This window comes from Leifsonia shinshuensis (assembly GCF_022606355.1).
In the GTDB taxonomy this organism is placed as follows: domain Bacteria; phylum Actinomycetota; class Actinomycetes; order Actinomycetales; family Microbacteriaceae; genus Leifsonia; species Leifsonia shinshuensis_B.
In genome coordinates, this window is the sequence record NZ_JAHHZQ010000002.1 from 556,530 (window position 1) to 569,356 (window position 12,827).

The 12,827-nt window shown below is 70.9% G+C and carries 16 protein-coding genes; 12 read left to right on the forward strand and 4 right to left on the reverse strand.

Annotation, left to right across the window (positions count from 1 at the left end; translation table 11 throughout):
* On the reverse strand, positions 1 to 807 hold the full coding sequence (locus KNO15_RS09555) for a motility protein A (protein ID WP_241703425.1): 807 nt from the start codon (positions 805 to 807) through the stop codon (positions 1 to 3).
* A 14-nt stretch (positions 808 to 821) separates the two neighbouring features.
* A complete protein-coding gene (locus KNO15_RS09560) occupies positions 822 to 1,100 on the reverse strand; it encodes a flagellar FlbD family protein (protein ID WP_208038790.1) in 279 nt (92 codons plus the stop codon).
* 192 nt (positions 1,101 to 1,292) lie between these two features.
* Between KNO15_RS09560 and KNO15_RS09565 the strand changes: the two genes are divergently transcribed.
* Both KNO15_RS09565 and fliN read left to right on the forward strand, forming a co-directional pair.
* Complete coding sequence (locus KNO15_RS09565; protein ID WP_241703427.1) at positions 1,293 to 2,168, forward strand: flagellar motor switch protein FliM; 876 nt, start codon at positions 1,293 to 1,295, stop codon at positions 2,166 to 2,168.
* Between the two features lie 6 nt (positions 2,169 to 2,174).
* On the forward strand, positions 2,175 to 2,909 hold the full coding sequence (gene fliN / locus KNO15_RS09570; protein WP_241703429.1) for a flagellar motor switch protein FliN: 735 nt from the start codon (positions 2,175 to 2,177) through the stop codon (positions 2,907 to 2,909).
* 75 nt (positions 2,910 to 2,984) lie between these two features.
* On the opposite strand, the gene KNO15_RS09575 is transcribed toward fliN, so the two are convergent.
* Entirely contained in the window at positions 2,985 to 3,734 is a 750-nt protein-coding gene (locus KNO15_RS09575; RefSeq protein WP_241703432.1) for a formylglycine-generating enzyme family protein, read from the reverse strand.
* A 60-nt stretch (positions 3,735 to 3,794) separates the two neighbouring features.
* Here KNO15_RS09575 and fliO point away from each other — a divergent pair, with 60 nt between their 5' ends.
* The 10 genes from fliO to KNO15_RS09625 all read left to right on the forward strand — a co-directional run bounded on the left by fliO (position 3,795) and on the right by KNO15_RS09625 (position 12,140).
* On the forward strand, positions 3,795 to 4,325 hold the full coding sequence (fliO, locus tag KNO15_RS09580) for a flagellar biosynthetic protein FliO (protein WP_241703434.1): 531 nt from the start codon (positions 3,795 to 3,797) through the stop codon (positions 4,323 to 4,325).
* Between the two features lie 71 nt (positions 4,326 to 4,396).
* Positions 4,397 to 5,206, forward strand: coding sequence for a flagellar type III secretion system pore protein FliP (gene fliP / locus KNO15_RS09585; protein WP_374113166.1), 810 nt, complete (start codon positions 4,397 to 4,399; stop codon positions 5,204 to 5,206).
* On the forward strand, positions 5,203 to 5,478 hold the full coding sequence (locus KNO15_RS09590; RefSeq protein ID WP_208038795.1) for a flagellar biosynthetic protein FliQ: 276 nt from the start codon (positions 5,203 to 5,205) through the stop codon (positions 5,476 to 5,478). The genes fliP and KNO15_RS09590 overlap by 4 nt, the downstream gene beginning before the upstream one ends.
* Positions 5,478 to 6,239, forward strand: a complete 762-nt coding sequence (locus KNO15_RS09595) for a flagellar biosynthetic protein FliR (RefSeq protein ID WP_241703436.1) — start codon at positions 5,478 to 5,480, stop codon at positions 6,237 to 6,239. Before KNO15_RS09590 ends, KNO15_RS09595 begins: the two co-directional genes overlap by 1 nt.
* Positions 6,236 to 7,435, forward strand: coding sequence for an EscU/YscU/HrcU family type III secretion system export apparatus switch protein (locus tag KNO15_RS09600; RefSeq protein ID WP_241703438.1), 1,200 nt, complete (start codon positions 6,236 to 6,238; stop codon positions 7,433 to 7,435). Before KNO15_RS09595 ends, KNO15_RS09600 begins: the two co-directional genes overlap by 4 nt.
* A 50-nt stretch (positions 7,436 to 7,485) precedes the next feature.
* The gene (locus tag KNO15_RS09605; RefSeq protein ID WP_278046516.1) at positions 7,486 to 9,480 is read left to right on the forward strand and encodes a flagellar biosynthesis protein FlhA; all 1,995 of its coding nucleotides are present in this window, start codon (positions 7,486 to 7,488) and stop codon (positions 9,478 to 9,480) included.
* A complete protein-coding gene (locus KNO15_RS09610) occupies positions 9,458 to 10,264 on the forward strand; it encodes a hypothetical protein (protein ID WP_241703441.1) in 807 nt (268 codons plus the stop codon). The genes KNO15_RS09605 and KNO15_RS09610 overlap by 23 nt, the downstream gene beginning before the upstream one ends.
* Before the next feature lie 58 nt (positions 10,265 to 10,322).
* Complete coding sequence (gene csrA, locus KNO15_RS09615) at positions 10,323 to 10,556, forward strand: carbon storage regulator CsrA (RefSeq protein ID WP_241703443.1); 234 nt, start codon at positions 10,323 to 10,325, stop codon at positions 10,554 to 10,556.
* Positions 10,557 to 10,637: 81 nt separating this feature from the next.
* A complete protein-coding gene (locus KNO15_RS09620) occupies positions 10,638 to 11,666 on the forward strand; it encodes a serine hydrolase domain-containing protein (protein ID WP_241703445.1) in 1,029 nt (342 codons plus the stop codon).
* Positions 11,667 to 11,726: 60 nt separating this feature from the next.
* Positions 11,727 to 12,140, forward strand: coding sequence for a DUF6855 family protein (locus KNO15_RS09625; RefSeq protein ID WP_241703447.1), 414 nt, complete (start codon positions 11,727 to 11,729; stop codon positions 12,138 to 12,140).
* Here KNO15_RS09625 and KNO15_RS09630 read toward each other — a convergent pair.
* On the reverse strand, positions 12,137 to 12,742 hold the full coding sequence (locus KNO15_RS09630; RefSeq protein WP_241703449.1) for an NUDIX hydrolase: 606 nt from the start codon (positions 12,740 to 12,742) through the stop codon (positions 12,137 to 12,139). The genes KNO15_RS09625 and KNO15_RS09630 overlap by 4 nt on opposite strands.
* Between the last annotated feature and the right edge of the window lie 85 nt (positions 12,743 to 12,827).

The window sequence follows — 12,827 nt, forward strand, 5'->3', positions numbered from 1 at the left end:
TCAGGCGGCTTCCTTCTCCGGGGCGGGCACGGCCTTCGGCCCCTTGGCCGGCTTGGCGGACTCGCCGCCCGGCACCATGGCGCGCAGGCGCTCGCCGAGGAGGCGCGGCTGGCTGCCCGCCTGGACGGCGAGCACGCCCTCCATCAGCAGGGTCATCCTGTCGACGTCGAGGTCGGAGAGCCGGCGCAGGCGGTTGCCGAGGGGCAGCCACAGGAAGTTGGCGGAGAGCAGACCCCACAGCGTCGCGACGAACGCGCTCGCGATCATCGGGCCGAGCTCGGCGGGCTTGGAGAGGTTCTCGAGCACGTGGGTCAGCGACACGACCGTGCCGATGATTCCGATGGTGGGGGCGTAGCCGCCGAGCGTGGAGAAGAACTTGGCGGCGACCCGGTCGGACTTCGAGCGCGTCGCGATCTCGTCCTCCAGCAGGATCCGCAGCTCGTCGCCGTCGGTGCCGTCCGCGATGTTCTGCAGGGCGCGCTTGAGGAACGGGTCGTCGACGGAGTCGGCCTCCTGCTCCATGGCGAGGAGGCCGTTGGCGCGCGCCTTCTCGGCGAGCCCGACCACCTGGTCGATGACCTTCTGCGGCGACTCGATCTTGCCGCGGAAGGCGCGGGGGAGCGCCTTCAGCGCGGTGAAGAAGTCCTTCAGGGTGCCGGAGGCGATGCCGACCGAGATGGTCGCGCCGAACACCAGGATCATCGGCGCGGGAAGCACCAGCGATGTGAGGTGGGCGCCCTCGATCGTGACCATCGCCACGACGGAGGCGAAGGCAATGACGATCCCGATGATCGTTGCCGGATCCATGGTCTGACTCCTCGTTACTTCTTCCTGGCCCGCAACGGAACGGGGGCGGCCGCCTGGTCGGGAACAGGCGCGGGGACGGGTCGGGGGCCGGAGGCCGGGAGGTCGTGAGCGAGCGCGATCACCCTGGCGCGGTAGGCCGCGATCTTCTCGATGACCTCGGCCATCGACTCGGTGACGATGAACTTGGCGCCGTCCACCATCACGAGGGTCGTGTCAGGACTCGCGTGGATGCGCTCTATGAGGTCGGGGTTGACCGCAAACTGGCTGTCGTTCAATCGGGTGACGACGATCATGGCTGCGAATCCTGGTCTCGGCTCCGGGTGAGCCGTCACAGCCCCACTATCGGCGCGTGCCGGTCGGCCGTTAGGGGGACCGCCCAACCATCGCTTCCTCACTTTCTCCCGCAACACGCCGAATGGATGCGGGAGAAAGTGAGGAAGCGATGGCTGCTTACGGGGGAGCAAACGGTGCCGATAGTACCGTTCGTGACCACCCTGTACGCTCCCGCACCCGAGCTGCCGGTGTACGACTTCCGACGGCCCACCACGCTCGCCCGCGAGCATTCGCGTGTGCTCGAGCTGGCGTTCGAGACGTTCGCTCGGCAGTGGGCGACCCAGCTCACCGCCAAGGTGCGGGTGCTCAGCCAGGTCACCTGCGACTCCGTCGCGATGCAGACCTATGACGAGTACGCGGCCTCCCTGCCGGCGACGACGGCGATGGTGCTGTGCGAGCTGGAGGGTCTCGCCCCGAAGGGCGTCATCCAGTTCCCGACCGTCGCAGCGCTGTCGTGGGTGAACGCGATGCTCGGAGGCTCGGGAGTGCCGGTGGCCGAGGAGCGCACCTTCACCCAGATCGAGCACGCGCTCGTGCGCAAGCTGATGGATGACGCGCTCGAAGACCTGCGCTACTCGCTGGGCAGCATCCTGGCGACGACGATCACCGTGGACGCCATCCAGTACAACTCCCAGTTCGCGCAGGCGGCGGCGACCTCCGAGCTCATGATCGTCGCCGGCTTCCAGCTGCGGGTGGGCGAGTCCACCGCACCGGCGACGCTGGCCCTGCCCGCCTCCGTGCTGCTTCCGCAGCTGGGGGAGACCAACCCGACGTCGAGCACCGAGAACGCGAGGGAGCTCGTCGACGCACAGCTCGCGCGCGTGCCCGTCGACGTCTCCCTGCGGCTGACGCCGGCCTTCGTGAAGCCGAGCGTGGTGCTCGGTCTGGCCGTCGGCGACCTCGTGACCCTCCCGCATCCGCAACACCGACCGTTCGATCTCGCCGTGGGGGGACACCCCGTGGCCGGCGCAGCACTGGGATCCAGCGGATCCCGCCTGGCCTGCGTCGTCGTCAAGACAGAGGACTGACCCGCTATGAGTCTGAATTCCACCGCCGCCGCGGCCATCGCCTCCGGCACCACGCTCTCCCTCGCTCAGGCTCAGGCCGCAGCGGAGGCGCTGGCCGGCGTTCTGCCGACCGGCGCACCGCTGACCGCGCTGCTGCACACCACGGGCGGCTTCACGGGACGGACCGCGAACGCGGTCGTCGCGACTTTCGTCGGCGCGACCTCCGTCGACCTCGGGGTCGTGCTGCTGGAGGCTCCGGCGCTCGTCGACGAGGGCGCGGACGGCTCTCCCGTCGTCGCCCTGCAGGACGTGCTGCAGCCGGCCCTGGAGGCCGCGAGCGACACCTTCGGCGCAGGTGTCCTCGACGACGCGCGCGTGGAGGACGCGGAGGAGCTGTTCGGCGACGAGGCGACGACGGTGTTCGAGCTCAGCGGCCCGGCCGGCGTCGCTGGCTGGTTCGCGGTGCGCGGACGTGTCGGCATCGCCGAGCGTGCCGCCTCCGGGGCGATCACGGGCAAGCTCGCGCGCATCAGCAACGTGGAGATGGCGCTCACGGTCGAGATCGGACGCACCCGCATGGCGGTGCGCGACGTGCTCGCGATGGAGCCCGGCGCGGTGATCGAGCTCGACCGCTCGGCCGGTTCGCCCGCCGACGTGCTCCTCAACGGGCGGCTGATCGCGCACGGCGAGATCGTGGTCGTCGACCAGGACTACGCCGTGCGCATCACCAAGATCCTGGACGCGGCGGAAGACCTGGACTGACCTGGAGGAGCCCTTCAGCGCCTCTGCAACTGCGTGAACCAGGGCACTTGCGTGCCCGTCGGCGGTCGATTCGTGTCACCGCCGCGGCGTCCAGCCGGGCGGGAGCGGGTACACCAGGTCGGCGCGCTCCCGGTCGGCCTCCGCCGACCAGCCCTGCGCCGCGCCCTCGGCGTCGAACCCTCCGCGGGCCACGCGGAGGCCGAGGTCCTCGTGCTCCGTGCGCGGTGAGCCGCCACGGCGCACGGAGGCCCGCACGCTCCACGCGTCGTCGGCGTAGCCGCCACCGCGGAACACCCGGTAGTCGTCGTAGCGAGCGGGGTCCAGATAGTCCCAGCACCACTCCCAGACGTTGCCGAGGGTGTCGAACAGCCCGTGCAGGTTGGGCAGCCTCCCACCCACGTCGTGCGGGGCCGAGAGTCCGTCGGCGCTCGTCCAGGCGACCTCGGCGAGTGGCCCGTAGTGCGGGCCGGTGGAGCCGGCCCGGCAGGCGTACTCCCACTCGGCTTCGGTGGGGAGGCGGTAGCCGTCGGCGTCGACGTGCCACGTCACATCCTCGCCGTCGAACGAGTAGGCCGGGTCGAGTCCCTCCCACTCCGACGCCGCGTTGCAGAACCGGATGGCGCGCAGCCAGCTGATCCCGGTCGCCGGTCGCCGCGGATGCGAGGCCGGCTCGCCGATCAGCTCGGCGACCTGCTCCTCGGTGACGGCGAAGACGCCGATCTCGAACGACTCGAGCTCCACGGTCCACCGGCGCTTGAGCCGGGCGTCGTGGAGCTGCACCGCGCCGGGCGGGATGTACGCCAGCTCGATCTCCGCGCCCTCCACGGCTCCACCCTGCCACACCCGTGCCTAACGGGGTGCCGCGGACGGCCGATAGTGCGAGCCGTGGAGACCCTGTTCGTCGCCCTCCGGGTGCTCGTCGTCCTCGGCGTGATCGTCGGGCTGCTGTGGTTCGTGCAGCGCCGGATCACGCGCGGACGCGGTGCGCGCGGCGGTCGCACCCGTCGCGGCAACGCCGTGTCGGTGGTCGGACGCCAGGGGGTCGGGCCGAAGGCGTCGGTCGTCGTCGTGGATGTGGACGGCAACCGGTTCGTGCTCGGCGTGACCGAACGACAGGTGAGCGTGCTGCACACCGGTGCCCGTCCGCAGGATGTGGACGCAGAGGTGACCCCTCTGGTACCGGTGCGGAAGACGTTCGCGAAGGACATCGACGCGGCCGGAGCGGCTGTCGCGGCGTCCGGGACGGCGGCGCCGTCCGCCTCGGTCGGGGCTCAGGGATCCACGGACACCAGGCAGGATGCCGACTTCCTCACGGCGCAGGGACGCGCCTCGCTCTTCGACGAGGCACTCAAAGGCTCGATCCTGTCACCCGCGACCTGGCGGCAGGCGAGTTCGGCGGTGCGGCAGAAGAGGTGACGGCGACGCGCGCCGAGCTGCGCGCACCCCTTCGTTCCGCCGTCGGCCGCGCCCACGGCACGGCCGCCCACCTGTTGCCGCGCGTCGCGGTCGCCGGCGTGCTGGTCGCGCTCATCGCCGCAGCGTTCGTCCTCCTCTCGGCGACGGGCGCGCACGCGGTGCCGACGCCGGTCCCGACCCCGTCCGGTCCGGCCGGCCCTGGGGGCACCGGTGGGATCACCGTGGACATCAACGGCCCCAACGGCACCCCCAGCGCCGCCATCCTCACGCTCGTCGGCATCACCGTGCTCTCGGTCGCGCCGGCGCTGCTGCTGATGATGTCGTCGTTCACCAAGATCTTCGTCGTCCTGGCGATCACCCGGAACGCGCTCGCCCTGCCGTCCATCCCGCCCAACCAGGTGCTCGCCGGCCTGTCGCTCTTCCTCAGCCTGTTCATCATGAGCCCGGTGCTGGTCGACATCAACTCCACCGCCGTGCAGCCGTACCTCGCCGGGCACATCGACTTCACCGCGGCCGTGCACGCGGCCGAGGTGCCGCTTCGGCACTTCATGTCGGCGCACACCCGCGAGGAGGACATCGCGCTGATGACGCGCGCCGCCGGGCGTCCCAACCCGGACTCCGCGGCGTCCGTGCCCATCCTGACGCTCATCCCGGCGTTCATGATCTCGGAGCTGCGCGCGGCGTTCATCATCGGGTTCGTCATCTTCGTGCCGTTCCTGGTGATCGACATGGTCGTCTCCGCCGCCCTGATGTCGATGGGCATGATGATGCTCCCTCCGGTGATGATCTCGCTGCCGTTCAAGATCCTGCTGTTCGTGCTCGTCGACGGCTGGGGCCTCATCATCACGAGCCTGATCACGAGCTATCGAGGTGGCGGATGAACCCGAACGCGGTCCTCGACATCGCCATGCAGGGCCTCCTCATCACGGCCAAGCTGGCCGCGCCGATCGTGGTCACCGCCCTGGTGGTCGGCTTCGCGATCTCGCTGATCCAGTCGATCACGCAGATCCAGGAGGTCACCCTCTCGTTCGTGCCGAAGGCGGCCGCCGTCGCCATCGCGCTGATCATCTGCGGCCAGTGGATGATCGCCGAACTGATCACGTTCACGCACGTGCTGTTCGAGAAGATCCCGACGCTCCTCGGGGGCGGCTGATGTTCATCCCGATCGATCTCTCGGCCATCGAGGCGGTCGCGCTGGCGTCGCTGCGGATGGTCGCGTTCCTGGTGATCGCACCGCCGTTCTCGTATAACGGCTTCCCCGCCCAGGTGAAGGGGATGCTCGCGATCGGACTCGCGATCGCCGTGGCCCCGCGGGTGGGCGCCGGGTACCACTCCGGAGACATCGGCGCGTTCCTGCTCGACATGGTGCGCGAGCTCGCCGTCGGTGCGACGCTGGGCTTCCTTGTGTTCGTGGTGTTCGCCGCCATCCAGTCGGCCGGCAGCTTCATCGACCTGTTCGGCGGCTTCCAGCTCGCGCAGGCGTTCGATCCCCAGGCGATGATCAACGGCGCGCAGTTCACCCGGATGTTCCAGCTGACCGCGCTCGCGCTGCTGTTCGCCTCCGGCGGCTACCAGCTGATCATCGGCGGGCTGGTGCGCACGTTCGACGCGGTGCCGCTCGCGGCGGGGATGGACCTGGCCGACCCGGCGAAGGCGATGGTCACCGGCGTCACCCAGATGTTCCTGTCCGCCCTGCAGATCGCCGGGCCGCTCATCATCGTGCTGTTCATGGCCGATATGGCACTCGGCCTCCTCACCCGCGTCGCGCCGGCGCTCAACGCTTTCGCGCTCGGCTTCCCGCTCAAGATCATGCTGACGGTCGTGCTGTCGGCGGTCGTGTTCATCGCCCTGCCCGGCGTGGTCGGCTCGCTGACCGACACCGCCGTGAAGACCATGCTGGGGGTGACGCGATGAGCGACGCGCAGGAACGCACCGAACAGGCGACCGACAAACGGATGAAGGAGGCCCGCTCCAAGGGCCGGCTCGCCAAGTCCACCGACCTCACCGCCTGGGTCGGCGTCGGCGCTGCGGCGGTCATGCTGCCGCTCACGCTGCAGAAGGGCAGCGACGCCGCCGTCGACCAGCTCTTCACCGTGCGGTCGGTCATCGAGAGCCCCGACCCCGCGAAGGCGCTGGTCGCGCTCGGCGACGGGCTCGGCAGCATCATGGCCACGATCGGGCCGTTGCTCGCGGTCGGCGCGATCGCTGTCGTCGGTGCCGCGGCCGTGCAGGGCGGCATCCACTTCAAGCGGCTGGCGCCCAAGTTCGAGCAGTTCAACATCGTCAGCGGCGTCGCCCGGGTGTTCGGGATGCGCGCCCTCTGGGAGGGTGCCAAGACGCTGCTGAAGTCGGCCGTGGTGGGGATCGGGCTGTTCCTGGTCGTCCAGGGGCTGATGCCGGTGCTGCTGACCTCCGGGATGTTGCCGATCGCCGCGCTGCTGTCCGCTGCGGGTGGTGGCGCGGCCGGCCTCCTCCAGGCGGCGATCGGGGCGGGGCTCGTGCTCGCCGGCCTCGATGTGCTCGTCGTCATGCGCCGCAACCGCAAGCACACCAGGATGACCAAGCGCGAGGTGCGCGACGAGTACAAGAACTCCGACGGCGATCCGCTGATCCGGTCGCAGCGGCGGTCGCGCCAGCTGGCGATGAGCCGCAACCGGATGATCGCGGCGATCGGCCAGTCGGACGTCGTGCTCGTCAACCCGACCCATATCGCAGTCGCCATCGTCTACGAGCCGGGCAAGTCGGCTCCCCGCGTCGTCGCGAAGGGTGCGGGCGCGATCGCGCTGCGCATCCGCGAGAAGGCGGAGGAGGAGCGGGTGCCGGTGGTCAAGGACATCCCGCTCGCCCGTGCGCTGCACGCGAGCTGCCGGCTCGGCGATGAGATCCCGGTGGAGCTCTACAACGCCGTCGCGCGCGTGCTGGCGTTCGTCATGTCGCTGAAGGCGCGCGGCGCCGCAGCCGGCACGCACACCATGCCGACCCCGTCGGCCGTCCCCGCGCAATTCCTCTCGCCGAAGGGCACGTCGTTGTCGCTTTCGGGCGCCGAAAGCGACAACAACGTGCCCCTCGGCGCGACATCCGCACCCGCAACCGCAGGAGGTCTGCAGTGAAGTCCACAGCGAGCAAGGTCGCGGTGCCGATCGGCGTCGTCGGCATCATCATGCTGCTCGTGGTGCCGGTGCCGGCCTGGCTCCTCGACACGCTCATCATCGTCAACATCATGCTGGCGCTCGTGATCCTGCTCACCACGATGTTCGTCAAGAAGCCGCTGGACTTCTCGGTGTTCCCTTCGCTGCTGCTGGTCGCGACGCTCTTCCGGCTGGGCCTGAACGTGGCCTCCACCCGGCTCGTGCTCGGCGACGGATATGCCGGCCAGGTCATCCAGGCGTTCGGCCACGTGGCCGTCGGCGGGTCCATCATCATCGGCGCCGTCGTCTTCCTGATCCTGATCGTGATCCAGTTCATCGTCGTCACGAAGGGTGCCGAGCGCGTCGCGGAGGTCGGTGCGCGCTTCACCCTCGACGCGATGCCCGGCAAGCAGATGGCCATCGACGCCGACCTGAACGCCGGCATCATCACCGAGGAGCAGGCGAGGGCACGGCGGGCGGAGGTCTCGGCCGAGGCCGACTTCTACGGCGCGATGGACGGCGCGAGCAAGTTCGTCAAGGGCGATGCGATCGCCGGCATCCTGATCATCGTCATCAACGTGGTCGGCGGTATCGCGATCGGCATGATCCAGCGCGGCATGCAGCTCGGCGACGCAGTCAACTCCTACACCCTGCTGACGATCGGCGACGGCCTGGTCACCCAGATCCCCGCGTTGCTGATGGCCGTCTCCACCGGCATGATCGTCACGCGCTCCAACGCCGAGACCGACATCGGCACGACCGCGAGCGGCCAGCTCGGGCAGTCGCGCAACGCACTGACCATCGCGGGCTGCGCGGCCATCGTCATGGCGCTCATCCCGGGCATGCCGCCGATTCCGTTCGTTCTCGTGGGCGGGGTGCTCGTGCTCGCCGCCCAGCGGATCAGGACCACGCAGGCGGCCGAGAAGAAGGCGAAGGCGGCGCAGGCGGCGGTGCAGAACGCGGGCAAGTCGGAGACGACGGAGGACCTCATCGACCAGATGCGGGTGCACGCCCTGGAGATCACCCTGGCGCCCGACCTGGTCGACATCGTGAGCGGCGCCTCCGACGACCTGCTCGCCCGCGTGCGGGCGCTGCGCCGCAAGATCGCGCTCGAGGTCGGCCTGATCGTGCCGCCTGTGCGCACGCGCGACAGCGCCGAGCTCCCGCCCTCCACGTACGTGATCAAGATCGCCGGGGTGGAGGCCGGCCGCGGGCAGGCTCCCGGCGGCCGGGTGCTGGCCCTCGGCGACGCGCTCGACGGCCTCCCCGGAACGCCGACGGTCGAGCCGGTGTTCGGCCTGCCCGCCAAGTGGATCCCCTCCGAGATGCGGCACAGCGCCGAGCTCGGCGGGGCGACGGTGATCGACAGGGTGTCGGTGCTGATCACGCACCTGTCGTCGATCATCACCTCCAACGCCGCGCGCCTGCTGACCCGGGAGGATGTGCGCCAGCTCACCGAGGCCGTCAAGCAGGTCAACGCGCCCGCCGTGGAGGAGCTCGTGCCGAACCTCCTGTCGCTCGCGGAAGTGCAGCGGGTGCTCCAGGGGCTGCTCGCCGAGCAGGTGCCGATCAACGACCTCCCGCGCATCCTGGAGGCTCTGGCGCTGCGGGCCAAGCTGTCGAACGACCCGGAGGGCCTCGTCGAGGCCGCGCGCGCGGCTCTCGGACCGGCGGTGGTCGCGCCGCACATCGACGGGGGGACGTTGCGCGTGATCATGATCGACCCCGGCCTGGAGCAGTCGATGCTGGAAGGCCTGCGGCCGGGGGAGGGCGGCATGCAGATCGTGATGGATCCGCTGCGGCTGGAGGCGGTGCTGTCGTCGATCCGGCAGACGGCGGCGCAGCTCGACGAGGCCAACGTGTCTGCCGTCCTGGTCTGCGCTCCCGCGCTGCGGCCGGCGATCCGGCGGTTGGTCGCCGGCCAGCTCTCCGGGCTCGCGGTGCTGAGCTACCAGGAGGTCGGGGCGGCACAGGCGGCCATCGAGACGGTCGGGGTGGTGAGAGGTGCGGAGTCGATCGCGGCCTGAGTGGCTCGGCGGCGACCTCGAAAAGGAGGTGCTGCCCGCGGTCTCGACCTCGTCGCAGACGTTCGCCGCCATCCTCGACGACCTCGTGCGCGCCACGGACCCCGGCTCCGCGGCCCCCGCCGCACCCACCCCACCACCTCCTCACACTTCTTCGCCGAAGGGCACGTCGTTGTCGCTTCCGGAGCCCGAAAGTGACAACGACGTGCCCCTCGAGGAGCCGCGTGCACGCGTGGGTGCGGGTGTGGGCGCGAGTGCCGGCGGTGTGCTCGTGCAGCGGGCGGCGCCGGCGCGACTGCGCGGCAAGGGCGACCTGACGCTCGTGGTCGGGCTGGGTGGCGATGCCCAGGCCGCTGCGGCGATCCTGGCGGCATCGGCGGACGCCGACGTGCTCGCGGTCGCCGACCGCCGAGAGGCGCTGGCCGCCCGCGCGGAGGGCGTGCGCCGCGAGTGCCCGATCGTCGGCGTCGTCGAGCTGGCGCGCGTGGATGCCGTGCCGGCGCTCGCCGCCTCCCTCGCCGCGATCGAGCCCGACCAGGTCTGGGTCGCCGTCGATGTCGGCCGCAAGCTCGACGACACCGCCGTCTGGGTGCGCGCCGTGGACGCCGTGCTCGCCGTCGACGGGATGGCGGCACACGGCGCCGCGCTCACCGCGACGCCCTGGGCGGTCGGTGCGCTCGGCCTCCCGCTGCTCTGGCTCGACGCCCCGCCCGGCCCGCCGGCCACAGCGTCGACGAACTGGCTGGACCTGCCGCCCTGGGACACGCCGGCTTCGGGCGCGTACTGACGGCGCGTACTGACGGCAGGTCCTGTCATGCGGCTGCGGGGCCGGATAGGCTGGACCAATGCTGGTATTGACGCGGAAAGTCGGGGAGCGCGTGCTCATCGGCGACGACATCGTCGTCACGATCCTCGATGTCCGCGGCGACGGCGTGCGCGTCGGCATCGACGCCCCGCGCGGAATCCGCATCCAGCGCGACGAGGTCGTGCAGGCCGTCAGCGAGGCCAATCAGGAGGCCAGCGAGGCCGCGGCGACCCCCGACCCCGAGTCGCTCATCAAGAAGTCGCTCGGTCTCTGACCGGTGCGGCGGCCGGGTGCAGCGCCGGTCCCCGCTCCCTCGGTCCTTGCACGGCCCCTGGCCGCACGCGAAGATGCGATCATGCCCGACTTCCGCCGCGTCACCGATCTGGTGGACGCGCGCGGGGGCGCGAGCTGGCTCACCGTCGTACACCGTGGGGAGGTCCTCCTCGACCGCCGGACCGGCTGCGATCCCGATGCGCTGTTCTACACGTTCTCGGTGAGCAAGCCCTTCGTGGCCCTCGCCGTGCACCTGTTGGCCGAGCGGGGCATGCTGCGCCTCGATGACCCGGTCGCCGCGCATTGGCCGGCGTACGCGCGCGGCGGCAAGTCCGACATCACCATCCGGCACGTGCTCTCGCATCGCGCGGGCGTCCCGTACTCCACGGGCAGCCTCCTGGGCGACACCGTGCGCCTGACCGACCCGCGACGGTCGGTGGCGGCCGCGGAGGACGCCCGCCCGCGCTGGCCGGCGGGCGAGGTCGTCGGGTACCACGTGCTCAGCTTCGGCTTCATCCTGGGCGAGCTGGTGCGTCGCGTCAGCGGGATGCCGGTGGAGCGGTTCATCGCCGAGAACCTGCTGCGGCCGGCCGGCCTGACCGCGACGACTCTGGGCCTCCCGGAGGCCCAGGCCTCCCGTGGCGTGCCACTGCGTGCGCTGAGCGCGCCCGAGCGCGCCAGGACACTGCTGTTCAACCGTCCGCGCACGCGTGCGGTCCCGGTGCCGGCCGCCGCGGTCAGCACCAACGGGCGCGAGCTCGCCGAGTTCTACCGCCTGCTGCTCGCCGGAGGGGAGGGTGTGCTGCGGCCCGAGACGATCGCGGCGTCGAGGGAGGTCTCCAGCGACGGCGAGCCCGACCGGATCATGGGGCACCCGGTGCGCTGGTCGTACGGCTTCCAGCTCGGCGGCCCGATCGGGCTGGCGCGGCCCACGGGCTCGCGCGCCGACCCGCGGACATTCGGTCACAACGGCAGTAGCATCTGCAACGTCTGGGCCGATCCGGTGCGCGATCTCGTCGTCGCGTACCTGACCAACACCGCCGACGAGCGGCGCCGCGCCCTCCGCCATCTCAGTGACGTGAGCGATGCGGTACTGGTGGCCTGCAGCTGAACGGTCCACACTTTCCGCAAGGGCTGCGGGAGACGGGCCGCGCCGGGAGCGGAGGATGCCATGAGTGCCGGAACGAAGGACGACCCGTGGCAGCTGACCACGGCCCCCGGCACCTCGGAGTACACCATGTACCGCGATGACGCTGCCGACCCGCCCGCGCTGGTCTGCCAGGTGGGCTCCACGCGGCTGAGCTACCGGGCGAGCGCCATCGACGACTTGACGGCCTGGCTGCGCGAGCAGGGCGATTGGGTGCCGCTCGGCGCCGCGGACGAGAACAAGCCGGCCGCCGAGGGGACGATCGAGGCGTGGGGGCGCGACCCGGGCAATCCGGTGGGCGGCTGGTACGGGTTGCGCAAGGGCTACCGCGGCCGGTTCGGGATGTACCTGCCACCTTTGCTGGAGGCGCTCGGACTGATCGAGCTGACGCACGACGCCCGCAACAACAGCGCGCGGGCCAAGCCGGAGGGCGACTAGCGGCCGGTCGGGCTCGAAGGCGGCTGCTGCGACGCGGATCCCGACGTCCACGCGCTCACCGCGAAGGCGTCAGCGCGCGGCGGCGTCATCGTCACGAGCATCGACGCCGTCAGCGACGCGCCGGCATAGCGGGCGACCTCGGCCAGTCCGGGGGCGAGATCGGCCTGCACCTCCGGGGCGCTGAGCGCATCCAGGGCCAGCCAGTGCAGCTCCTGCGACTCGTCTTCTCCCGGCCTGCCGGCCGGATCCGTCGTCGCCACGAACCCGTAGACCAGGTCGGTATGGAAGTGGTCGTCGCCGATCGGGTGCACGTCGACGCAGAGCGGCTGCGGCAGCACCGCGACGCCGGGGGCGTGGTCGATCCGGTGCGCGGGCTGCAGGAGCAGCAGCTGCTCGAGGTCGTACCCGGACTCCTCGCGCAACTCATGAGCGACCGCCGCCCACGGGTCCTCCGTGCGTTCGACGTGGCCGCCCGGCTGCATCAGGAGCCCCAGCTTGCGGTGCCGGTGCACCAGGAGGTGCAGGTCACCACCGAGTTCGCGGAGGATCAGAGCGCTGGCGGTGAGGTCGTACTCGCCCGGCCCGGTGTTGAGGTGCGGCATGCCAGCAGTCTGGCATGTCAGCGGTCTGGCATGTCAGCGGACTGGCACGTCCGCCGTCTGGCACGTCCGCCGTCTGGCACTATGG